This window comes from Pseudonocardia sp. HH130630-07, assembly GCF_001698125.1.
Lineage (GTDB): Bacteria > Actinomycetota > Actinomycetes > Mycobacteriales > Pseudonocardiaceae > Pseudonocardia.
In genome coordinates this window covers 4146635-4169729 of sequence record NZ_CP013854.1, presented here as the reverse complement: position 1 = coordinate 4169729, position 23095 = coordinate 4146635, and the positions used below count along the sequence as shown (strand labels likewise).

Genomic DNA, 23095 nt, shown 5'->3' with positions numbered 1-23095 from the left:
ATCGTTATGTGCACCCGACTGTCACAGAACGCATGACGTCGGCACCCGGTCAGCCGGGGCGCGACGACGCAGCGGAACCGGCTCCGGACGGCCTCGGCGAGGCGATCCGGACCGGCCGTGTCCCCGTGGTCCCCGGGTCGCTGGTCGACCTGGTGATGCAGTCGGGGTCCGGTTCCGGTCCGGCCACGGCGGCGGACCCCGCCACGGAACGGGACCCGGGCGACCGGACCCCCGCTCCCGAGCCCCCGGCCGCGGAGCCGCCCGCCGCCGCGCCGCGCCGGCCCGCACCGCGCACCGGGCGGGTCACCCCCGGTCCCGGTCCGGAGCCGGGTCGTACCGGGTTCACCGATCTCGTGACCCGTGGCGGCCCCGGTGCACGTCCGGCGCCCGCGGCCGAGGAGGCGCCGGAGGAGTCCGGCACCCCCGCCGCCACCGGCGAGCCGGCGACGAGCGGCTTCGGCCCCGGCGACGGGTCCTACGCCGACCTCGGTGACCTGGGCGACGACCCGCTCGGGGTCGGGCCGCTACCGGACGAGGATCCGCTGCACATGCCCGCGGACCGGTTCGCCCCGCCGCCGTCGTTCGCGCCGGATCCGTCGGATCCCCCGGCTCCGGCGGCGTCCGTGCGTGCAGGCGACCCCGACGGACCGCAGCCGGTGGCCGATCAGCCGCCGGCCACCCCGGCCGGTGGGCGCCCGCGGATGGGCGGAGTTCGCACCGGCACCGACGGCGTCCCGGTGACGGCACCGGCGCCGACCGTGGTGCCGCCGATCTCCCCGACGCCCCGGCCGCTCGACGAGGCGACCGCCGCGACGCCCGCGGTGCCCGCGACCGACACCGCCGCGCCGGCCACGGCGACGCAGCCGGCCTCGGCGACCCGGTCCAAGCAGTGGCCGCCGCGCAGCAGCCGTCCCGCCCCGGACGGCCCGGAGACCGACATCCTCCCGCCGGGTGCGCTCATCGGGCACTACCCGAGCGCCCCGTCCGAGTCGTCCCGGCCGGCCGACCCGGCACCCGGCCCGGCCACCGGGCCGCGGCCGACGATGCCGGGCCGCCGGTCCGGCCCGTCCGGTGCGGACCGCTCCGTAGCCGACCGCACCGGGACCGACCGCACCGACCGCCCGGCCGCCGAGGACGCCGTGTCCCCGGGACCGGCGATGACCGCGATGTCCGGGAACGACCTGTTCGCGACCCAGGGCGGGGAGATCGCCGGCGGTGGTTTCGGCCGGCTGCCCGGCCGGGACTCCGACGAGCCCGTCCGCGGCGTGGCACGGACCCCGCAGGACGACGCCACCCCGGCCGAGACCACGCGGGAGGAGCGCTACCCGTCCCTCGACGGGCCCCGGCCCGGACCCGGCTCGGCCCCGGCACCGAACGGCCGCACCTCCTCCGCACCGCACACCGGTGCGCTGCCGGTCCACGGTGACGGCCCCGCAGGGCGCACCGGATCCCGGGCGGACCGCAACGGGGGCCGGACCGCCCCCGACCGTGACGCGCCGGGGTCCGGCCCGCACGCCGCCCCGGACGCCGACGACCACGGCACCGGCAGGTTCGTGGCCCGGGACACCCGCACCGGCACGTTCGCCGCGACCGACGGGCGCACCACCACCGGACCGCAGACCGGCACGTTCGCGGCGCGCGACGGCCGCACCGCAACCGGGCCGCAGACGGGTGCGTTCCCGGCGCCCGACGGCCGCACCGGGTCACGGACCGGTGCGTTCCCGGCCGGTGACGGCCGGACGGGCGCGGTCCCTCCTCGCGACGGACGGGGCGCGGCCGGGCAGCACACCGGTGCCCTCCCGGCGTACGACGCCGGCACCGGCCCGGAGTCGCGGACCGCGGCCGTCCCGGCCCGCGACGGGCGGACCGGATCCACACCGCTCCCGGGCGCGGACGTCCCGGCCGACCGGCGCGCCGACCCGGGGACCGACCGCCCGTCGCGCGGACCGGCCGACCACCGGGCCGACGGCGGTCCGGAGGGCACGCAGCACGCCCCGGCGCCCCGGCAGGCGCCGCGCCGCGCCGCGCCCGGCGGTGCGGCCTCCGCGGCCGGATCGACCGAGACGATGCCGGCCCTCGACGCCGACGGCCGTCCCCGCTCGCCGCAGCAACCGGGCCCGGGGCCGACGGTCGGCCGGGACCGGACCGCCGAGACCGCGGCGCTCCGCCCGACCGGGGAGCACCCGGTACCCGGCGCGGCAGCCGGTCGGGCCGGCGGGCCGGACCAGGCCGACGCCGATGCTGCGGTCCCCCAGGCCGCGGCCGCGGCGTCGCTGGGCGCGGTCTCGGTCGCGGCGAAGCGTGCCGCCACTGGCAAGGACGGCACGGTCTCCGAGACCGGCCCCCAGCCGGTGACCCCGGAGTCGAAGCCGATCTCCCCGCGACGCGAGGCGATCATGTCCGCGGCGCCCCGCAACGGCAGGCGCGGGGTGTCCCCGGCCGGTCTGGCGATCGGTCTGGCGATCCTGCTGCTCGGCGGCCTGACGCTGTGGGCGATGCTGTCGCCCACCCCGCAGAACGGCGGTGCGGAGCCCGCACCCGCCGCGGTCGGTGCCGCGGAGCCCGGTCTCGGACCGCGCGCGGCGGCGCTGCCCGTCGGCGCGAGTGACCCCCGGCCCCAGGTCCGGGGGACGATCCCGGCCGGTGCCGCCCCGGTCGCCGTCGCGGCGACCCCCGGCGGCTCGGCGCTGGTGGCGGTGCAGGACGCGAACCGGCTGCTGGTCCTCGACCCGGCCGGTGACGCCGTCACCGGCGAGATCCCGCTCCCGGCCGCCCCGCAGACGGTGACCACGTCGCCGGACGGCGCCCGCGCGTTCGTCGGCATGGCCGGGCCCGAGGGCGGGCAGATCGCCGTGGTCGACGTGCCCGGCGGGACCGTGCTGAACACCGTGCCGGTCGCCGCCGACCCCGCCGGCGCCGTGCCGTCGGCCGACGGCCGGTTCCTCTACGTGCCTTCGCGCGCCGACGGCGCCGTGGCGGAGGTCGATCCCTACGCGGGCGTCGTGACCCGGTCGGCACCGGTCTCCGGCACCCCGGACGCGATCGTCGCGGACGACGCCGCGGACCGGCTGTTCCTCGCCGTCGGCGGGTCGAACGAGCTGACCGTGCTGGATCCGAACAGCCTCACCGTGCTGGGCACCTTCCCGATCGGCGGCGAGGCGGGGGCGGTCGCGACGACGCGGGCGTCCGCACCCGAGCCGCTGGTCGCGGTCGGCGGCCCGGAGTCGGACACCGTCACCGTGCTGAACCCGGTCGACGGCCGCGAGATCAGCCGGTTCGACGCCGCGGGCGGCCCCACCGGGCTGGCGTTCGCCGGCGACGGCCGGCACCTCTACGTCGTGTCCGACCAGGGGCTGCAGGTAGTCGACACCGGCACCTGGCGGGAGACCGGGACGGCCGACGTCGCCGTCGACCCGACCGCCGTCACCGTGTCCGCCGACGGCCGCACCGGCTGGATCACCGGCAACGGCGAGGTCAGCGTCCTCGACCTCGCCTGAGGCCGGTCAGCCGGAGACCGTCAACGGCAACGACAGCACCCGGCGGCGCACGACCGCGCCGTACCGGGCGTCGAGCCGGGTCCAGGAACCGGACGCGGACACCCGCACCCGGGGTGCGTCACGGTCCGTGCCGCCGGTCGGGCCCGAGCCGAGGAACCCCATCCCGGACATCGCGAACAGCACCCGCATCGGCACCGGGACCGGGCGCCCGGCCTCCGGCGGGGAGACCGTCAGCACCGTCTGGTCGAGCAGGGACGCCGGAGGGCCCATCGGGCCGGCGTGCTCCCGGGCGAGCACCAGCCCGCGCTCGGCGAGCCCGTCCAGCTCGCCGGCGGGTACCTCGTCCACCCGGGTCCAGCCCTCCGACGGCGGCAGCTCGTCGAGCCACGGTGCCGGTGGGCCGGTGTCGACCGCCGCGGAGCGCTCCACGGCCAGCGCGGTCAGCAACGACGACGCCTGCGCGGTCACCGACGTCGCACCGTCCAGGGTGCCGGCCACGGAACGGGTGGCGAGCACGTCGAACGGGGTGCGGGCCCACGCCGTCACCCGTCCACCGCCGGCGGTGAGGTGGATCGCCGCCGACTGGTCGAGCCGCACGACCCGGGCGGTGAACGCGCCCAGGTCGTCCCGCTCGGTCGGGTCGGCCAGCCGCAGGGTCACGACACCGGCTCCAGGTGCCGCTTCAGGAAGTCACGCTCTCCGTCGGTGAGTCGTCGCACGCGTTGCCCCTCGAGGTCGTAGAGGGCCATTCTCGTCCATGCGGTCACCGCCACCGGGGCCGCGGCGTCCGGACCGTCGTGCAGGCGGTAGTCCAGGGTGAACGACGCCGCCCGCAGCTCCCGCACGGTGATCGACACCCGCAGCGGCTCCGGGCGCCACCGGAGCTGCCGCAGGTAGTCGACGTGCAGGCCGACGACGAGCAGACCGGACGCGAACCCGCCCAGCCCCTCCGCCCCCGCAGCGGTGAACGCCAGCGCGACGCGCGCCTCCTCGATCAGGGTGACGATGCGCGCGTGGTTGACGTGGCGGTAGGCGTCCTGGTCGGTCCACCGCAGCGGGACGGGGGTGACGAAGGCGGGCACGGGTCCTCCGCTAGCGGGCGAGCCCGCGCAGCTGGCGCGAGATCACCGACAGGGTGGCGAGGTCCAGCGCCGCCGAACCCCCGATCTCCTCCAGCGAGGCCCTGGCCCGGGCCAGCTTCGAGGAGTTCGCCTGCTCCCAGGCCGTGATCGCGTCGTTCACGCCGGTCCCGGGCGGGGTCTCGCGGAGCGCGTCGAGGGTGATCGACCGCAGCGACCCGTACATGTCGTCGCGCAGGGCGAGGCGGGCCAGCGCGTGCCAGCGGTCACCCCGGTCCAGCCGGCTCACCGCGGTGAGCGCCTCGTCGACACCGAGGTGCTCGGACAGCGCGTAGTACAGCTGCGCCACCTCGGCCGCCGGCCGCGGCTCCTTCTCCCGGTCGGACAGTTCCACGAGCTCGACGACGTCGAGCAGGCCGAACGTGTAGAGCGAGCGGGCGACCATGTCGACCAGGTCCTCGGGGACCCCGGAGGACCGCAGGTCGTCCGCACGCTCCTGGACGGCGGTGAGCTCGCGGCCCTGCAGCAGCTCCGGCAGCCGGTCCCGCAGCTCCGCGATCGGAGCCGCGAACCGGTTGATCTCGGCGCCGACGGCGAGGGGCTGGGGCCGGTTGGTCAGGAACCACCGCGACACGCGGTCGAGCAGCCGGCGCGACTCCAGCACGACGGAGTCGGCGACGGCGACCGGGATGTCCGCGGCCCGCACCGCAGCCCACAGCGCGGGCAGGTCGAACACCCGGGTGGTGACCGCGTAGGCGCGCACCACGTCGTCCGGAGCGGCGGCGTTCTCCTCGGCGAGCCGGAACGCGTAGCTCAGGCCCGCGCCGTCGACCATCTCGTTGACCAGCTTGGTCCCGATGATCTCCCGGCGCAGCGGGTGGTTGCGGATCGCGCGGTCGAAGCGCTCGCGCAGCGGCACCGGGAAGTACTCCGGCAGCGTCGGCGCGAACGCCGGGCGCTCGGTCAGGTCGGTCTGCAGCAGGCGGTGGGTCAGGTCGAGCTTGGTGTGCGCGAGCAGCGTCGCCAGCTCGGGCCCGGTGAGCCCCTGCCCGGACGCGGCCAGCTCCTCGAACCCGCTGCGGCTCGGCAGGACCTCCAGGTGACGGTCCAGACCGGTCCGCCCGGCCAGATCGGCCACCATCCGGCCATGCACGGCGACCATCGCCCCGGCGTGTGCCCTGGCGACACCGAGCACGTCGTTCTGGACGACGTTGTGGGCGAGCACGAGGCCCGCGACGTCGTCGGTCATCGACGCCAGCAGCTCGTTGCGCTCCGGCCGGTCCAGCGCGCCCTCCGCGACGATGCGGTCGAGCAGGATCTTGATGTTGACCTCGTGGTCGGAGCAGTCGACACCGGCCGAGTTGTCGATGGCGTCGGTGTTGACCCGGCCGGGCTCGCCGTCCCGGCCGCCGGAGCGGGCGAACTCGATCCGGCCGCGCTGGGTGAGGCCGAGGTTGCCGCCCTCACCGACCACCCGGACCCGCAGGTCCCGGCCGTCGACCCGGATCGCGTCGTTCGCCTTGTCGCCGACGTCGAGGTGGGTCTCGGTGGAGGCCTTGACGTAGGTGCCGATGCCGCCGTTCCACAGCAGGTCGGCCGGCGCGAGCAGGATCGCGTGGATCAGCTCCGGCGGGGACATCGCGGTGACGTCGTCGGCCAGGCCGAGCGCGGCGCGGATCTCCGGGCCGATCGGCACCGACTTCGCCGTCCGCGGCCACACCCCACCACCGGCGCTGATCAGCGAGGTGTCGTAGCTCTCCCAGGTCGAGCGGGGCAGCTCGAACAGGCGCCGCCGCTCGGCGAACGAGGTCGCGGCGTCCGGTGCCGGGTCGACGAACACGTGCCGGTGGTCGAACGCGGCGACCAGCCGGATGTGCTCGGACAGGAGCATCCCGTTGCCGAACACGTCACCGGACATGTCGCCGACACCGACGACGGTGAACTCCTGGCTCTGCGTGTCGAGGTCGAGCTCGCGGAAGTGCCGTTTCACCGACTCCCAGGCACCGCGGGCGGTGATGCCCATCGCCTTGTGGTCGTAGCCGACGGAGCCGCCGGAGGCGAACGCGTCGCCCAGCCAGAACCCGTACTCGCCGGCGACGGAGTTCGCGAGGTCGGAGAACGTCGCGGTGCCCTTGTCCGCGGCGACGACGAGGTAGGAGTCGTCCCCGTCGTGCCGGACGACGTCCGGCGGCGGGAGCGTCTCGGTGCTGCCGTCCGGGTGGGTCAGCAGGTTGTCGGTGACGTCGAGCAGGCCCGAGATGAAGGTCCGGTAGCACTCCCGGACGTGCTCGGCGCCGGGCGCGGAGCGACGCACGATGAACCCGCCCTTCGCACCGACCGGCACGATGACGGCGTTCTTCACCGCCTGCGCCTTCACCAGCCCGAGGATCTCGGTGCGGTAGTCCTGCTGCCGGTCGGAGAACCGCAGACCGCCACGGGCGACCGGGCCGAACCGCAGGTGCACGCCCTCGACCCGCGGGGAGTAGACGTAGATCTCGAACCGGGGCCGCGGGGCCGGCATGTCCGGCACCGCCGCCGGGTCGAGCTTGAACGAGAAGAACGGCCGGTCCCGGAACCAGTTCGTGCGCAGCGTCGCCTCGATCACGGCGAGCAGCCGGCGCAGGATCCGGTCCGCGTCCAGCCCGTTCACCTGGTCGATGAGGGCGGTCACGTTGTCCAGCGCACGCTGGTGCGCGGCCTCGCGCTCGGTGGCGTCCGCGGTCGACGGGTCGAACCGCGCCCGGAAGAGCGTGACCAGCGCCTGCGCGACCTGCGGGTGCGCGACCAGGACGTTCGCCGTGTACTGGTGGGTGAACAACCCGCCCAGCTGACGGGTGTAGCGGCTGTAGGCGCGCAGGATCGCCGCCTCGCGCCAGTGCAGTCCGGCACGCAGCACGAGCGCGGAGAACCGGTCGGACTCGGCGTCGCCCCGCCAGGCCGCGGCGAACGCCGCCTCGAAGCGGGCCCCCGCGTCCTCCACCGTGACGGTGGGCACCGCGGGCGCACCGGCCGGCTTGGGGGCGCAGACGCCGAAGTCGTAGAGCCAGCAGCGGCGGCCGTCGGGCCGGACGAACTCGTAGGGACGCTCGTCGACGACGTCGACGTCGAGCTGCTGCAGCAGCGGCAGCACGTCGGTCAGGGTGACCGGCGAGTCGTCCAGGTAGAGCGCGAACCGGATGTCGTCCGCGGCGCTGCGGTAGAGCCGCAGGTCGAACGGGTGCTCGGCGTCGAGCGCCAGCAGCCGGCGCAGGTCCTCGACGGCGCGGTGCGGTTCGACGCCCGCCTTGTAGGACTCCGGGACCCCGTCGAGCAGCGGCCGGGCGGACGGCCCGGTGGCACCGAGCGCGGCGACGAGCAGGTCGTTCCAGGAACGGGTGGCCCTGGCCACCTCGTCCTGCAGCGCGGGCAGGTCGTAGGAGACGGGCTCCGCGGCCGGGTCGGTGGCGATGGTCAGGTGCAGCATCGCCAGCTCGGCGTCACCGACCTGGGCGGTGTAGGTGGTGTCGGTGCCGTCGAGCCGCGACCGCAGGATCTCGGTGACGCGCAGCCGGGTGTCGGTCGTGTAGCGGTCCCGCGGCAGGTAGACCAGGCAGGACAGGAACCGCCGGTACGGGTCCGGGTGCACGAACAGGCGCACCGCCCGGCGCCCGCTCGCCTCCAGGACGCCGACGCCGGTCTCCTGCAGGCGCCGCTCGGAGGAGGCGAACAGCTCCGCCCGCGGCAGCACCGAGAAGACCTCGAGCATCTGCTGGCCGGAGTAGGAGTCCGCCGGGAAACCGGCCCCGCGGATCGCGCCGCGGATCCGGCGGGACACGACCGGGATGTCGAGGACCGACTCGTGCCGGGCGGGCACGGTCAGCATGCCCAGGAAGCGGTGCTCCCCGGTGACGGTGCCGTCGGCGTCGCGGGTGCGGACACCCACGTAGTACGGGTGCACGGCGCGCAGCACCCGGCTGCGCTCGCTGGCCCGGGTGATCAGCAGCGGCCCGGACGGCTCCGCGGCGCCGGGATCGTCCTCGCCGGGCAGGAACAGGCCCGCTCCGGCGTCGTCCGGCCGGAGCACGCCGAGACCGGTCGCGGTGTCGGGCTGCAGCCGGCCGTCGCGGCGGGCGTAGTGCCGGTAGCCGACGAAGACGAAGTGCTCGTCGACGAGCCAGCGGAGCAGGTCGGCGACCTCGCTCGGGAGGATCTCGTCGTCCTCGGGGGAGGTCGCGGCCGCGGCCCCGCCGAGGTCGTCGGCCAGCGCGCGGGCGCGCAGGGTCATCGCGGCCGAGTCGTCGACGACCTGCCGCACGTCGGCGAGCGTGCGTTCCAGCTCGGCGCGCAGGGCCTCCGGGTCCGACTGGCCGGCGACGTCGAGGTGCATCCAGGACTCGGCCTGGGCCTCCCCCGGCGCGCTCGGATCGGCCGCCGGGTCGACCCCGAGCAGCGACCCGTCCTCGCTGCGCCGGACGACGACGATCGGGTGCACGACCCGGCGGACCGTGCCACCGGCCCGGCCGACCCCGGCCAGTACCGATTCGACGAGGTAGCGCATGTCGTCGGTGACGATGTCCACCGACGCCGATCCGCCCGCTCCCGGCACCACGGCGACGGCCGCACGACCGGGGTCACGCTGCGCCGCCAGCGCGAGATGCGCATCGACCACCGACGCCGGGCCGGGCAACGCGGGACCGCCGTTGCTCTCGGCCTGTGGCGTGTTGCGCGTGTAGAGACGGACGAGCTCCGCCGCTTCCGTGCCGCCGGGCCGTGGACCACCTCCCGCCGGTGACTCGATCTCGGTGTTCGTACCCGTCGTGCCACCTGTACCGCTGTCCACGCCCCACCTCGGCCTGCGTCTGTGCTGACGTAGCCCACCCTATCCCGCGGCACCGACATCCCGGACCGTCATCGGGGCAGCATCGAGGGGCCGTTCGTGCAGGCCGGGGTCAGATCTCGCGGTACGCGGCCAGCGCACCGGCCAGGAGATCGGCGATTCCCATGTCCGCCGGGATGGCCGCCGGATCGGTGGGCGTGCGCTGTGCGTCGTCGGACGGCGGTGCCGGATTCGGCCGGTCGTCTTCTGAATGGTTTCCGTTCGCGGCGCGACGGTCGCCGGAACCGGTTCCCGCCGGCCCGCCGCGCCGATCCGCGTCGGCTGCGGCCGCTCCGGAACCCTCGGCGCCCGCCGCGGTCGTGCCCTCGCGGCCCGGCGAGCCGGTACCGCCGGGCGCGGCCCGGTCCGTCGCCGGCTCCCCCGGTGGACGGCGCCGTGCGGCGTCGTCCACCGGCGGAGCACCGGTGCGGGGTGCGTCGTCCACCGGGTCCGGCACGTCGCGGGACGCCCGGACCGTCCAGAGGTCGCGGACCGATCCCACGGCGGCACCGTCGCCGGGCCCGGCGGGACCGGTACGCCCGCCGCGGCCGTTGCGCTTGGGCAGCTCGGCGGGGCCGGCCGTCTCGTCGACCGTCGACCACGCAACGGGTTGCCCGCGCCGGGCCGCGGCATCGGAGTCGGCCCAGGTCCCGGCGTCGGGCAGGTCCAGGTGGGCGCGCACGGCGTCCGCCAGCTGCCGGTCCGTACCGCCGTCCTGCGGCCGGTCGGCGGCGTCGGACCGGCGGCGCCCCCCGCTTCCGGGCCGGATGCTCAGCCCGCCCGCCAGCAGCGGCGCAGCCGCACCCTCCGCGGCGCGCCGCCGCCCCGGCCGGACGTCGTCGAGTGCGGTGACCGGGACCCCCGACGACATCGCCGGCCCCGCGGCCCGCACCGCCTCGCCGGTCGCGGTCCCGTCCTCCTCGTCGGCATCGTCGTCCGGGTGCCTGTCGTCTGCGTGCCGGTCGTCCGCGTGCCGGTCGTCCGCGTACCGGTCGTCCGCGTACCGGTCGTCCGCGTACCGATCGTTCCCGTTCCGGTCGCGGGCCTCGTCGCCGCGGGGCGGCTCGTCGGCCGCGTGCACGGTCGGGCCGGCGTCGTCCGGACGGCTTCGCTCGCCGGTTCCGTTCGCGTCCCCCGGGTGACCGGACGTGCCACGCCCGGCCCCGGCCGCAGTACCGGCCGGGCTCGGCGTGGCCGACACGGCCGGTGTCGCCGGTGCGACCACGTCCGGGCCGGTCAGCGGCCTGAGGATCTCCTCGCCCTCCGGACCGGCCGGGCCGGTGGTGCGCAGCCGCAGTACGACGTCGGCCGCGAGCCCACCACGCCGGACCCGCTCGGCCAGGTGCGCGGCGAGCGACCGCGACCAGAGCAGGACGGTGACCCGGTCCGCGTCGGAGAGGGTGATCCGCACCGTGCCGCCGTCGACGACCGTGGTGCCCGACGGCGGCACGAGCCGCCGGGAGCGCTCGGCGATCTCCTCGAGCACCCCTGCGACATCGGCCCCCGCTTCCCCGGACGCGTCCACGACGTCGACGACGATCGCGCGCTCCGCGGAGTCGTCGGCGGAGGCCGTCCGGTCGGTGGACGAGTCGACCGGCCGGAGCACCGGACGGTCGCCGGCCGCATCGCGACGACGCCGGGGGGTGTCGGCCCCGCTCCGGAGGACGCGGAACCCACCCGTACCGCCGGCGGGGTCGAGGTCGGCATCGCCGACCCGGTCGGTCCGGTCAGCCCGGTCGATCCGGGCGGCGTTGCCGGTTCGGTCGGCGCTGCCAGTCCGGTCGGCTCCCGGCACCCGATCCGGCTCACCGGCCCGGTCGGCCGCCCCCGACGCGTCTGCCCGGACATCGTCACGGGTACCCGGCGCGGCGCGGTCCTCGGCACCGTGCCGACGATCCCCGGCGCGTCCCGGTTCGGTCGCACCGTTGCGGCCCCGGTGATCGTGTGCGGCAGCGGCACCGTTGCGGCCGTGCCGGGAGCCGGACGACCGGGGAGCACGCAGCTCGGCCAGCAGCGCGTCCCAGACCGGGGAGTCCCCGTCCGCAGGCAGCGTTGTCCGGCCCGCCGTCCCGGCGTGGGACGCCGACGCTTCCTCGTCCGCCGCAGACAGGCCGGAGACCCCCAGCGGATCCGCCGGGTCGATGAGGCCGGCCGCGCCACCGGACGCCGATGATCCGGCCGCGGCGCGATCGATGGACGTGGAGCCGTCCGACGCCTCTCCGCCGCGCCCGGCGGAGGGACGACCGGAAACGCCGTCCCGGTCCGATGCGGCGGCGTCCCGGCCCGGGCGACCCGGCGTCCACCGGTCGAGGAGACCCCGCGCCCCGGCGCCGGTGCCCTCCGCCCGCGCGGTCACCGCCGCCTCCTCGGTCACGCCGTTCACCGGCGCAGCCGCACCCGGCTCCGACGCAGCCCTGCTCGACCCGTGCGCGGCGGTACCCGACGCCGCCGCGGCCGTACCCTCCGCCCGTGTGGTCGTGCCGGACTCCGGTTCGGCCGTACGGGGCTCCGGCTCGGCAGGAAATCGCTCCGGAAGTCCGTTGGTTGCGTCAACGTCGGCCACACCGGTTCCGGGGTCCTCCGGGCCGGCCACGGAAGCGGAACGTCCGGCCGTGCCGGTCGACCGGTCGACGGCACTCCGTTCGACCGGCGGCGCACGGTGTCCGTCGGTCCCGGCAGCGCCGGTTCTCCTGTCGGCCCCGGCGGCTCGATCGGCCGCGGCGGCACGATCGGCCGGGCCGGCCTCGATCCGGCCGGAGCCGGTCACGGTCCGCCCGATGTGTGGATCGTCGGCGCCGTCCACGACGGTCGACCCGTTCCGCCCGCCGAGCAACCGCGGACGGGCTCCGTTCCCGGCCACGAGCGCCGGGAGGATCGCCGCGACTGCGTGCCGGAAGCGTCGTCCGCGGGCACGGTCGAGCTGGTCGGCGGTGGTGGCTGCGCGCATCGCCTGTAGTGCCTCGCGATACCGGCCGGCGGCCTCGTGCAGCTCGGACTGCGCGGTCCGGCACGCCGCGACCAGCGCCGGTACGCCCGCGTTGTCGGCTCCGGCTGCGGCCTCGGTCAGTGCGCGGGCGGCATGCTCCGCGGTCCCCGCTCCGGCGCGGGCGAGGGTGAGGCGGAGCAGCACACCCTGACGGCCCGCATCGGTGAACTCCTCCTGGACCGACGCCGACCGGACCGCCTCGGTCGCCGATCGCCCGCCGTCGAGCAGCGCGGTGATCCACTGGCTGAGCAGAGCCGCAGCGAGATGTGCAGCCAGTGGACGGGCTTCCGGACGCTCCGGTGTCCACCCGAGCCGGGCGAGCCCGCGCAGCGCGCTCTCGACGGCGAGTTCGTGGTCGCGCCGGGCCCGGTGCACGGATCCCACCACGAGGTCAGCCAGCGCCGAGGCCTCGCCACCGAAACCCGAGCCGCATTCCTCGATCTCGACCCGCAGCCGCTCGAGATCGCCGCCGTTCGCGTCGGCGAGCGCACAGCGGACCTCGACGGCGAGCCGGTCGAGACGCAGGAGCCCCGGTTCCTCACCGGGACCATCGTCCGGCAGCCCCGAGACGAGCGCCCGGGCCGTCTCGACCTCACCGTCCGCCTGGGCGACCGCGGCGAGTTCGACGCGCAGCCGGGCCGCCGCCGGGCTCAGGAGCAGCACCGCACCGGGCGACCGCCCGGGTACCGCGGGAAAGCCGCCGTCCGCACGCTCGGCCCCGGTGACCCCGCCGAGGATCGTCGCAGCGACGTCACGCGCGTCGCCACCGGCCGCGTGCCCGTCGACGAGCCACCCGGCGGCCTGGCCCCAGAGAAGATCGTCACCGTCGGCGGCGGCGCGGGCACAGGCGTGCCCGGCCAACTCGGAGACCAGCGGCGGGCGCTGCCACCGCAGCGCCGCCGCCGTCCGCAGTTCGGCCGTCGTCGCACTCCCGGCACGATGATCCAGGTCGGACGTCACATCGCCTCCCGTGGCACCACCGGCCGGTCGCCCGTGCCTCGTCGTCGCGTCCGCGCTCTCAGATCGGACCGGCTGGGGACGGCCCGGCGGAGTGGTGCTCAGTCGCGGGTGAGCTTACGGTGCGTGACCCGGTGGGGTCGCGCCGCCTCCGCGCCGAGCCGCTCGACCTTGTTCTTCTCGTACGCCTCGAAGTTGCCCTCGAACCAGAACCAGGCGGCGGGGTTCTCGTCGGTCCCCTCCCACGCCAGGATGTGGGTGCACGTCCGGTCCAGGAACCAGCGGTCGTGGGAGATGACCACGGCGCAGCCCGGGAACTGCTCGAGCGCGTTCTCCAGCGACCCGAGCGTCTCGACGTCCAGGTCGTTCGTCGGCTCGTCGAGCAGCAACAGGTTGCCACCCAGCTTCAACGTCAACGCGAGGTTCAGCCGGTTGCGCTCGCCACCGGACAGCACACCCGCCGGCTTCTGCTGGTCGGGCCCCTTGAAACCGAACGCCGCGACGTAGGCACGCGACGGCATCTCGACGTTGCCGACCTGGATGAAGTCCAGCCCGTCGGAGACGACCTCGAAGACGGTCTTCGACGGGTCGATCCCACCCCGGTTCTGGTCGACGTAGGAGAGCTTGACCGTCTCCCCGACCTTGACCTCGCCCGAGTCCGCCTGCTCCAGCCCGACGATCGTCTTGAAGAGGGTGGTCTTACCGACGCCGTTCGGCCCGATCACGCCGACGATCCCGTTACGCGGCAACGTGAAGGACAGGTCCTTGATCAGCTGGCGGCCGTCGAACCCCTTGTCGAGGTGCGAGACCTCCACGACCTGGTTGCCCATACGCGGGCCCGGCGGGATCTGGATCTCCTCGAAGTCGAGCTTGCGGTGCCGCTCTGCCTCGGCCGCCATCTCGTCGTAGCGGTCCAGCCGGGACCGGCTCTTCGCCTGGCGGGCCTTCGGGTTGGAGCGGACCCAGGCCAGCTCCTCCTTGAGGCGCTTCTGGAGCTTCGCGTCCTTCTTGCCCTGGACGGCGAGCCGCCCGGCCTTCTTCTCCAGGTAGGTGGAGTAGTTGCCCTCGTAGGGGAAGGTCCGGCCCCGGTCCAGCTCGAGGATCCAACCGGCGACGTTGTCGAGGAAGTACCGGTCGTGAGTGACGGCGAGGACGGCGCCGGGGTACTTGGCGAGGAACTGCTCGAGCCACAACACGCTCTCGGCGTCGAGGTGGTTCGTCGGCTCGTCGAGCAGCAACAGGTCCGGCTGGGACAGCAGCAGCTTGCACAACGCCACCCGGCGGCGCTCACCACCGGACAGGTTGGTGACCTCGGCGTCCCCGGGCGGGCAACGGAGCGCGTCCATCGCCTGCTCCAGCTGGGAGTCGAGCTCCCACGCGTCAGCGTGGTCCAACTCCTCCTGGAGCTTGCCCATCTCCTCCATCAGCTCGTCGGTGTAGTTCGTGGCCATCTCCTCGGCGATGGCGTTGTACCGATCGAGCTTGACCTTGACGTCGCCCAGGCCCTCCTCGACGTTCCCGAGGACCGTCTTCTCCTCGTTGAGGGGAGGCTCCTGCTGGAGGATGCCGACCGTCGCCCCGGGCTTGAGGAACGCGTCACCGTTGTTCGCGTTCTCCAGCCCGGCCATGATCTTCAGGACGGTCGACTTCCCGGCCCCGTTCGGGCCGACGACGCCGATCTTCGCCCCCGGCAGGAAGCTGATCGACGCGTTCTCCAGGATGACCTTGTCGCCGTGCGCCTTGCGCACGTTCCGCATCGTGTAAATCAGGTCCGCCACGACGACGATGGTAGTTCGGCGTCGGTCAGCCATCGGAAGCCGGTGCGATCGCGCCGTCCCGCGGAGCACTGCCGGCCATCGCAACGTCCGGCTCCGGCGGCTCCTCCGCGCCCTCCGGCGGCTCCGCCGGGACCTCCCAGTCGTGCACCCGCTGCGAGATCACGTCGACCTCGCGGTCGGTGCCGTTCGACGGCCGGGGCGGAATCAGCACCGCCGAGTACCGCAGGTCCGGCCCGACGCTGATCGGATCGATCCTCGGCGTCTTGCGCATCACGCCGTCGCGATCGACCCACTCCTCGACGAACATGCGGCCGACGACGATCACCGGATGCCCCTTGTCCAAGGTCTGCGCAGCGTGCTCGGCCAGCTTCCGCCAGCACGTCACGGTGTAGTAGGTCTTGGCGACGTCGTGCCACTCGCCGCTGTTCTCGTCGCGCCGCCGATAGTTCTCGGCGACCGTCAGGTCGACCACGGCCCGACCACCCGGGGTGTGGCGGAGCTGCGGCCTGCGGGTCAGGTTGCCGACGACGGTGATCTGGTTGGTGCTCACGGGACCCTCCGGGGCATGGACGCGATGTCGGTCCCTTCGAGCATCCCGTTGCCACGGTCGGAGTGCCGACCTTTCCGAGACCCTGTGGACAAGTCCGGTACTTGTGGACAACGGCCACTCGACCACGCCCAGCCGGCGCGACCAGACGGTCCCCTCTGCTAGGGCGTGTCTCCCAGATAGGCGGACCGGGGTGCGCGATGCTTGATCGGTGCCGCGTACCGCTGTCCTGACTGATGTCCAGTGGGCCCGTCTGGCGCCGCTGTTGCCCTCCTCCGAGGGTCGTCGCGGGCGCCCGTTCCGCGATGACCGCCGGGTGCTCGAGGGGATCATCTACCGGTATCGGTGCGGGCTTCCCTGGCGCGACGTCCCAGCCGAGTTCGGGCCGTGGCAGACGTTGTGGAAGCGGCACCGCCGCTACAGCGGCGACGGCACCTGGGACCACATCCTGGCTGCTCTTCTGGTCGAGGCCGACGCCGCCGAGGTGCTCGGGTGGGCGGTCAGCGTGGACTCCACGATCATCCGTGCCCACCAGCACGCCGCGACCCTCAAGCGCGACACAGGGGGCCGGATCGAACTACACGAATCTGCTCGCCGAACCAGCAGATCACGCGCTGGGACGGTCCCGCGGAGGGCTGTCGACGAAGATCCACCAGCTCGTTGACGGGCACGGCCGCCCGCTGGTGGTCCTCCTCGGCCCCGGCCAGGGCGGCGACTCGCCAATGTTTCCGCACCTGATGGCGCACCTGAGCATCGCCCGACCGGGCCCGGGACGACCCCGGACCCGGCCCGAACGCGTGCGCGCGGACAAGGCCTACTCCTCACGCGCGATCCGCCGGCACCTGCGCGAGCGCCGGATCATCGCTGTCATTCCGGAGCCCTCTGACCAGCAGGGACACCGCAAACGACGGGGCTCACGCGGTGGCCGACCGCCCGCATTCGATCCGGTCGACTACCGAAACCGCAACGTCGTCGAGTGCGGGTTCTGCCACGTCAAGCAGTGGCGCGGGCTGGCCACCCGTTACGACAAGCTCGCCCTGACCTTCCGCGGCGGCGCCGTCCTGAAGGCAATCGTCACCTGGCTCCGCGCATTGGGAGACACACCCTGAACCGTCCCGGCTTCTCTGCCGCTCCGTTGTGAGCAGGCTGAGAGGATGGGTGTCGTGCCCAAGAAGATCGACCCAGCGGTTCGGAGCCAGGCTGTGCGTCTGGTGACCGAGCATCGTTCGGCGTACTCGACCGAGCGTGCCGTGCATGTCCAGGTCGCTGAGTCACTCGGGGTGTCGCGTGAGTCCGTGCGTCGCTGGGTGTCCCAGCACGACGTCGACACCGGCGTCGTAGCGGGCGTGACCAGCGATGACCGCGAGGAGCTGCGGCGGTTGCGGGCGGAGAACAAGCGCCTGCGCGAGGTCAACGAGGTCCTCAAGTCGGCGACGATTTTCTTCGTGGGGGAGCTCGACCCCCGAAACCGCTGATCGTCGCGTTCGTCGATCAGATGCGGGCTGCTGGTCATGCCGTCGAGTCGATCCTTGCTGCCCTCAACACCCTGGGGCTCACGATCGCGGCACGAACCTTGCGGGCCTGGTGCGCTCGGACCGGCACCAGGAACGGCGCCGCCGGCCGGGTCGCGGCCCGGACCGTCACCGACGCCCTGGTCGAAGACGCCGTCCGTGCGGCGGCGTTCACCACCAACCGCGCCGGCGAACCGGTGCTGGCCCCAGAGGGACTTTATGGGCGTCGCAAGATGCTGGCCCTGATCCGTCGAACGGTGCTGCCCGAGGCTGGGTTCGGAGCGGTCGACCGGGCGATGCGCTCGGTGGGGCTGGCCGGAGTGGTCCGCGGGAAACGGCCGCGCACGACCATCCCGGACTCGACCGCCCAGCGGGCCGCTGATCTGCTCGACCGCAACTTCACCGCCTCAGCACCCGACAGCAAGTGGGTCACCGACTTCACCTACGTGCGCACGTATCAGTCGTTCACCTACGTGGCGTTCATCGTGGACTGCTTCTCGCAGAAGATCGTGGGCTGGCACGCCGCGCTCACTCGTGACGTCGAGCTGGTGGACGTGCCGTTACGGATGGCGCTGTGGCGACGTGCCCACGAGGGCAAAGCCGTGGCCCGGGACCAGCTGATCTGCCATTCCGATGCCGGGTCGCAATATACGAGTCTGCGGTTCACCGAGCACCTGCACCTCGAGGGCATACAGCCCTCGGTCGGCAGCGTCGGCGACGCCTACGACAACGCCCTGATGGAGACCATCAACGGCCTCTACAAGGCCGAATGCATCCGCACCTGCGGTTCCCCCGAGATCGTGGAGGGTTCTTATGCCGCGTCTCGGGTGAGGGCGGCGTTCTCGTAGTTGATCGGTGAGAGCCCGGCGGCGGCACTGTGTCGCCGCCGGTGGTTGTAGAAGCCGTAACACCAGTCGATGACCGCCGCCCGCGCCCTACTGATGGTGTCGAAGTCGTTGCGGGACAGCACTTCCCACTCCAGGCTGGAGAAGAACGCCTCCGCCGCGGCATTGTCGAAACACGACCCGACCCGGCCCATCGACTGACGGATGTCGAGCCGCCGACACAGAGCGGTGAACGCGCCCGCGGTGTAGGTCGACCCGCGGTCGGTGTGGAAGATCACCCCGGCGATTCGGTCCGCCCCGCCGCGGGCCGCCACCGCCATCCGGATCGCCGCACACGCCAGCTCGGCGTTCGGGTGCAGCCCCGTGGCCGCGCCGAGCAGCCGCCGCGAGTACAGGTCGATCACCGTGGCCAGATACAACTTCCCGGCCGCGGTGGGGATCTCGGTCATGTCCCCGACCCATCTGCGGTTCGGCTCGGCCGCAGTGAAACCCCGACGAAGCAGGTCCGGGAACTTCGGCGCCGTGCGGTCCTGGCGGGTCAGCCCGTTGTGCCGCTTGATCCGGCGGGCGACCAGGCCCTGGCGGCGCATCGAGTCCGCCACGGTCTTCTCCGACACCCGCCATCCGGCCTCACACAGGTCGGCGTGCAGACGGGGTGAGCCGTGTAGCCGCTGGGCGTCGTCGAACGCCACGGCCACGGCGGCGTCCAACGCGCAGCGGCGCTTCTCGGTCGCGGTGGCACCACCGTCGGAACGCGCGGCGCGGTCGAGCCACTTGTACAACCAGGAGATCGACACCCCCAACAGGGCGCAGGCCAGCGTGTGCGGCACCCGGTGGAAGGTCCTCTGGTCGGCGATGAAACGGGCCACGCTCACTTCGTCGCCTCCTTGACCCACAGGACCACGGATCGCTTGAGGACATCACGCTCCATCCGCAGCTCGGCGTTCTCCGCGCGCAGCCGCTTGAGCTCCTCGACGCCGCCGCGAGACAGGCCCTCGGTGTCCTCGCGGGCCTCTCGTGCACGGGCCACCCAGTTGCCCAGCGTGCCCTCGTTGACCCCCAGGTCACGGGCGACCTGGGCGATCGGCTTGCCCGTCTCCTCCACGACCCGGACCGCTCCGTCACGGAACTCCCGGTCGTAGCGCTTCCGTACCTCTGGCATCGCTACCCCTTATAGCTGATGCCTCCCCGATCATGGGGGAACCGCACACCCGAGTCTTCCACGACGGCCCCTACCGCACGATCGCCGACGTCGAGTACGCCACCGCCAGCTGGGTCGAGTGGTACAACAACCGCCGACTGCACTCAAGTCTGGGCATGATCAGCCCCACCGAGTTCGAGGCAGCCCACTACGCTGACACAGAACCATCGGACACGGCCCCACACATGGGCCCACAGACACCCGCCCCGGACACAGCCGGCCACACCAGCCCGGTGACACACCATGAACCGTCCCGGCTTGGGTCTGTAACAGGAACGGTGGTTCCGGCGTTGTTGGTCAGTAGTGCTCGGCGGACGGCCAGCGGTCACCGAACGTGATCGCGAAGGCGTTGATCACCGGCTTCCATCGGATCGTCCACCGTGCGCGGCCTCGCCCGGTCGGGTCGAGGCTGCGGGTCACAAGGTACAGGCATTTCAACGCGGCCGCCTCGCTGGGGAAATGCCCTCGCGCCCGTACCGCTCGGCGGTAGCGGGCGTTGAGTGATTCGCGTTCGTCGAACACAACACGGCACGGATCTCGGCATCGTAGTCGAGGAACGGAACGAACTCGGTCCAGGCGTTGCGCCACAACCGGATCATCGCCGGATAAGTGCGACCCCATTTTTCGTCGAGGTCATCGAGAGCAGCGAGAGCGGCGTCGGCGGTGGGGGCCGTGTAGATCGCCCGAATCCCTCGCTTGATCGCATCGGTGTCACGCCGCGACGTCAACCGGAACGAGATCCTGATCAAGTGCACGATGCATGTCTGCACGATGGTCTGTGGCCACACGTTCTCCACCACCTCGGGCAGGCCTTTCAACCCGTCGCAGACCAGGAAGAACACGTCCCGCATGCCGCGGTTACGCAGGTCGGTCAGCACCCCCAGCCAGAACTTCGCGCCCTCACCACCGGAGCCGGCCCACAGGCCCAGCACGTCCTTGCGGCCGTCGACGGTGACCCCGATCGCCGCGTAGACGGGCCGGTTGGCGACCTGCCCGTCGCGGACCTTCACCATGATCGCGTCCACGAAGACCGCGACGTACACCGCATCGAGTGGCCGCGACACCCATTCCTGCATCTCGGCGATCACCGAGTCGGTGATCCGTGAGACGGTCTCCTTCGACACCGACGCCCCGTAGATCTCCGAGAAATGCGCCGAGATCTCCCCGGTCGTCAAACCCTTCGCGTACAGCGACAACACGATCTCATCGACATCCCCCAACCGCCGTTGCCGTTTCCGAACGATCTGGGGTTCGAACGTCGAGTCGCGGTCTCTCGGCACCTCGATCTCGACCTCCCCGACAGCATCGGAGATCACCGTCTTCGACCGGTGACCGTTCCGGTTGTTCGTCGATTCCCGGTCCGGGTCGGCCCGGTTCTTTGCATGCCCGAGGTGCTCGGTCATCTCCTCCCCGAGCGCAGTCTCCAGAACGTTCTTGGTGAACAGCTTCAACAGCCCATCCGGGCCGGTCAGCTCCAGGCCGCGTGCTCGCGCGTCGGCCACCATCGCCGCCGCGGCGGCCTGCTCGGGCGAGAGCTGACGCCCTGAACCCGTCTCATCCTTGGCTGAACCCACAAGGTCCGATGTCATCACTCACAGTGCCCATCCCACCGGACCCGAGCCCGGCGTGTCGGGCCGGAACCACCGTTCCTTGCACAGGCCCCCCGGCTTTACTGCCGGTGGTTTGGTGGCCAGTGATCATCTGGCCGATGGTTCTGTGTCAGCGTAGTGGGCTGCCTCGAACTCGGTGGGGCTGATCATGCCCAGACTTGAGTGCAGTCGGCGGTTGTTGTACCACTCGACCCAGCTGGCGGTGGCGTACTCGACGTCGGCGATCGTGCGGTAGGGGCCGTCGTGGAAGACTCGGGTGCGGATGCATTCGGCCTTGTAGAGGCCGTTGATGGTCTCCATCAGGGCGTTGTCGTAGGCGTCGCCGACGCTGCCGACCGAGGGCTGTATGCCCTCGAGGTGCAGGTGCTCGGTGAACCGCAGACTCGTATATTGCGACCCGGCATCGGAATGGCAGATCAGCTGGTCCCGGGCCACGGCTTTGCCCTCGTGGGCACGTCGCCACAGCGCCATCCGTAACGGCACGTCCACCAGCTCGACGTCACGAGTGAGCGCGGCGTGCCAGCCCACGATCTTCTGCGAGAAGCAGTCCACGATGAACGCCACGTAGGTGAATGAACCGTCCCGGCTTTACTGCCGGTGGTTTGGTGGCCAGTGATCATCTGGCCGATGGTTCTGTGTCAGCGTAGTGGGCTGCCTCGAACTCGGTGGGGCTGATCATGCCCAGACTTGAGTGCAGTCGGCGGTTGTTGTACCACTCGACCCAGCTGGCGGTGGCGTACTCGACGTCGGCGATCGTGCGGTAGGGGCCGTCGTGGAAGACTCGGGTGCGGATGCATTCGGCCTTGTAGAGGCCGTTGATGGTCTCCATCAGGGCGTTGTCGTAGGCGTCGCCGACGCTGCCGACCGAGGGCTGTATGCCCTCGAGGTGCAGGTGCTCGGTGAACCGCAGACTCGTATATTGCGACCCGGCATCGGAATGGCAGATCAGCTGGTCCCGGGCCACGGCTTTGCCCTCGTGGGCACGTCGCCACAGCGCCATCCGTAACGGCACGTCCACCAGCTCGACGTCACGAGTGAGCGCGGCGTGCCAGCCCACGATCTTCTGCGAGAAGCAGTCCACGATGAACGCCACGTAGGTGAACGACTGATACGTGCGCACGTAGGTGAAGTCGGTGACCCACTTGCTGTCGGGTGCTGAGGCGGTGAAGTTGCGGTCGAGCAGATCAGCGGCCCGCTGGGCGGTCGAGTCCGGGATGGTCGTGCGCGGCCGTTTCCCGCGGACCACTCCGGCCAGCCCCACCGAGCGCATCGCCCGGTCGACCGCTCCGAACCCAGCCTCGGGCAGCACCGTTCGACGGATCAGGGCCAGCATCTTGCGACGCCCATAAAGTCCCTCTGGGGCCAGCACCGGTTCGCCGGCGCGGTTGGTGGTGAACGCCGCCGCACGGACGGCGTCTTCGACCAGGGCGTCGGTGACGGTCCGGGCCGCGACCCGGCCGGCGGCGCCGTTCCTGGTGCCGGTCCGAGCGCACCAGGCCCGCAAGGTTCGTGCCGCGATCGTGAGCCCCAGGGTGTTGAGGGCAGCAAGGATCGACTCGACGGCATGACCAGCAGCCCGCATCTGATCGACGAACGCGACGATCAGCGGTTTCGGGGGTCGAGCTCCCCCACGAAGAAAATCGTCGCCGACTTGAGGACCTCGTTGACCTCGCGCAGGCGCTTGTTCTCCGCCCGCAACCGCCGCAGCTCCTCGCGGTCATCGCTGGTCACGCCCGCTACGACGCCGGTGTCGACGTCGTGCTGGGACACCCAGCGACGCACGGACTCACGCGACACCCCGAGTGACTCAGCGACCTGGACATGCACGGCACGCTCGGTCGAGTACGCCGAACGATGCTCGGTCACCAGACGCACAGCCTGGCTCCGAACCGCTGGGTCGATCTTCTTGGGCACGACACCCATCCTCTCAGCCTGCTCACAACGGAGCGGCAGAGAAGCCGGGACGGTTCACCACCACCGACCGGCCCTCGCGACACCAGCCACGAAACACCCAGAAACAAAAACTGGGGGATGCCCCCAGAACCCTGTTTCAGGTTCCGGGAACATCCCCCAGCATCACACGTTGAATGTCGGCGACGACCTACTCTCCCACACCCTGACGAGTGCAGTACCATCGGCGCAGGAAGGCTTAGCTACCGGGTTCGGAATGGGACCGGGCGTTCCCCTACCGCCATAACCACCGACAACACTATCAACTTATCCCCCACC

The 23095-nt window shown here is 72.6% G+C and carries 12 protein-coding genes, 1 rRNA gene and 4 pseudogenes; 5 read left to right on the top strand and 12 right to left on the bottom strand.

The genetic code is table 11. From position 1 onward, the window contains the following. Positions 1–32 precede the first annotated feature (32 nt). The gene (locus AFB00_RS19690; protein WP_068798445.1) at positions 33–3497 is read left to right on the top strand and encodes a YncE family protein; all 3465 of its coding nucleotides are present in this window, start codon (positions 33–35) and stop codon (positions 3495–3497) included. A gap of 6 nt (positions 3498–3503) precedes the next feature. Here AFB00_RS19690 and AFB00_RS19685 read toward each other — a convergent pair whose 3' ends face one another. The 6 genes from AFB00_RS19685 to AFB00_RS34990 all read right to left on the bottom strand — a co-directional run bounded on the left by AFB00_RS19685 (position 3504) and on the right by AFB00_RS34990 (position 16032). After that, positions 3504–4157, bottom strand: a complete 654-nt coding sequence (locus AFB00_RS19685) for a hypothetical protein (RefSeq protein WP_068798444.1) — start codon at positions 4155–4157, stop codon at positions 3504–3506. Beyond that, a complete protein-coding gene (locus AFB00_RS19680; RefSeq protein WP_068798443.1) occupies positions 4154–4579 on the bottom strand; it encodes an acyl-CoA thioesterase in 426 nt (141 codons plus the stop codon). The genes AFB00_RS19685 and AFB00_RS19680 overlap by 4 nt, the downstream gene beginning before the upstream one ends. A 10-nt stretch (positions 4580–4589) precedes the next feature. Then, positions 4590–9395: an NAD-glutamate dehydrogenase gene (locus AFB00_RS19675; RefSeq protein WP_083275675.1), complete on the bottom strand. Its 4806-nt coding sequence runs from the start codon at positions 9393–9395 to the stop codon at positions 4590–4592. A gap of 109 nt (positions 9396–9504) precedes the next feature. Next, complete coding sequence (locus AFB00_RS19670; protein ID WP_068798442.1) at positions 9505–13377, bottom strand: hypothetical protein; 3873 nt, start codon at positions 13375–13377, stop codon at positions 9505–9507. 98 nt (positions 13378–13475) lie between these two features. Next, positions 13476–15152, bottom strand: coding sequence for an energy-dependent translational throttle protein EttA (ettA, locus tag AFB00_RS19665; protein WP_068798441.1), 1677 nt, complete (start codon positions 15150–15152; stop codon positions 13476–13478). A gap of 25 nt (positions 15153–15177) precedes the next feature. Continuing rightward, positions 15178–16032, bottom strand: a complete 855-nt coding sequence (locus tag AFB00_RS34990; RefSeq protein WP_156819642.1) for a single-stranded DNA-binding protein — start codon at positions 16030–16032, stop codon at positions 15178–15180. Between AFB00_RS34990 and AFB00_RS36335 the strand changes: the two genes are divergently transcribed. The 3 genes and pseudogenes from AFB00_RS36335 to AFB00_RS19640 all read left to right on the top strand — a co-directional run. Beyond that, a complete protein-coding gene (locus AFB00_RS36335; protein WP_442965816.1) occupies positions 15965–16363 on the top strand; it encodes a transposase in 399 nt (132 codons plus the stop codon). The genes AFB00_RS34990 and AFB00_RS36335 overlap by 68 nt on opposite strands. Then, positions 16287–16808 carry an IS5 family transposase gene (locus AFB00_RS36330; protein WP_442965860.1) on the top strand — a complete coding sequence of 174 codons (522 nt, stop codon included), beginning with the start codon at positions 16287–16289 and terminating at the stop codon, positions 16806–16808. The genes AFB00_RS36335 and AFB00_RS36330 overlap by 77 nt, the downstream gene beginning before the upstream one ends. A gap of 54 nt (positions 16809–16862) precedes the next feature. Next, positions 16863–17992: pseudogene (locus AFB00_RS19640) on the top strand (IS3 family transposase); the annotation flags it as partial. Between the two features lie 29 nt (positions 17993–18021). Here the strand turns inward: AFB00_RS19640 and AFB00_RS19635 are convergent. Together AFB00_RS19635 and AFB00_RS19630 are read right to left on the bottom strand one after the other, a co-directional pair. Continuing rightward, on the bottom strand, positions 18022–18930 hold the full coding sequence (locus tag AFB00_RS19635) for an IS3 family transposase (RefSeq protein WP_060710839.1): 909 nt from the start codon (positions 18928–18930) through the stop codon (positions 18022–18024). Beyond that, on the bottom strand, positions 18927–19217 hold the full coding sequence (locus tag AFB00_RS19630; RefSeq protein ID WP_060710840.1) for a transposase: 291 nt from the start codon (positions 19215–19217) through the stop codon (positions 18927–18929). Before AFB00_RS19630 ends, AFB00_RS19635 begins: the two co-directional genes overlap by 4 nt. Between AFB00_RS19630 and AFB00_RS36325 the strand changes: the two are divergent. Continuing rightward, a pseudogene (locus AFB00_RS36325) lies at positions 19154–19423 on the top strand (integrase core domain-containing protein); the annotation flags it as partial. The gene AFB00_RS19630 and the pseudogene AFB00_RS36325 sit on opposite strands and share 64 nt — an antisense overlap. Positions 19424–19553: 130 nt before the next feature. On the opposite strand, the pseudogene AFB00_RS19625 reads toward AFB00_RS36325, so the two are convergent. The 4 genes and pseudogenes from AFB00_RS19625 to rrf form a co-directional block, all read right to left on the bottom strand. Beyond that, positions 19554–20761, bottom strand: a pseudogene (locus tag AFB00_RS19625) (IS256 family transposase). 192 nt (positions 20762–20953) lie between these two features. Next, positions 20954–21439: pseudogene (locus AFB00_RS19620) on the bottom strand (transposase); the annotation flags it as partial. 43 nt (positions 21440–21482) lie between these two features. After that, a protein-coding gene (locus AFB00_RS19615; protein ID WP_145981319.1) for an IS3 family transposase occupies positions 21483–22780 on the bottom strand; the annotation gives its coding sequence in 2 pieces (ribosomal slippage) (positions 21483–22507 and positions 22507–22780; 1299 coding nt in all). A 174-nt stretch (positions 22781–22954) separates the two neighbouring features. Continuing rightward, positions 22955–23071, bottom strand: a 5S ribosomal RNA gene (rrf, locus tag AFB00_RS19605). Between the last annotated feature and the right edge of the window lie 24 nt (positions 23072–23095).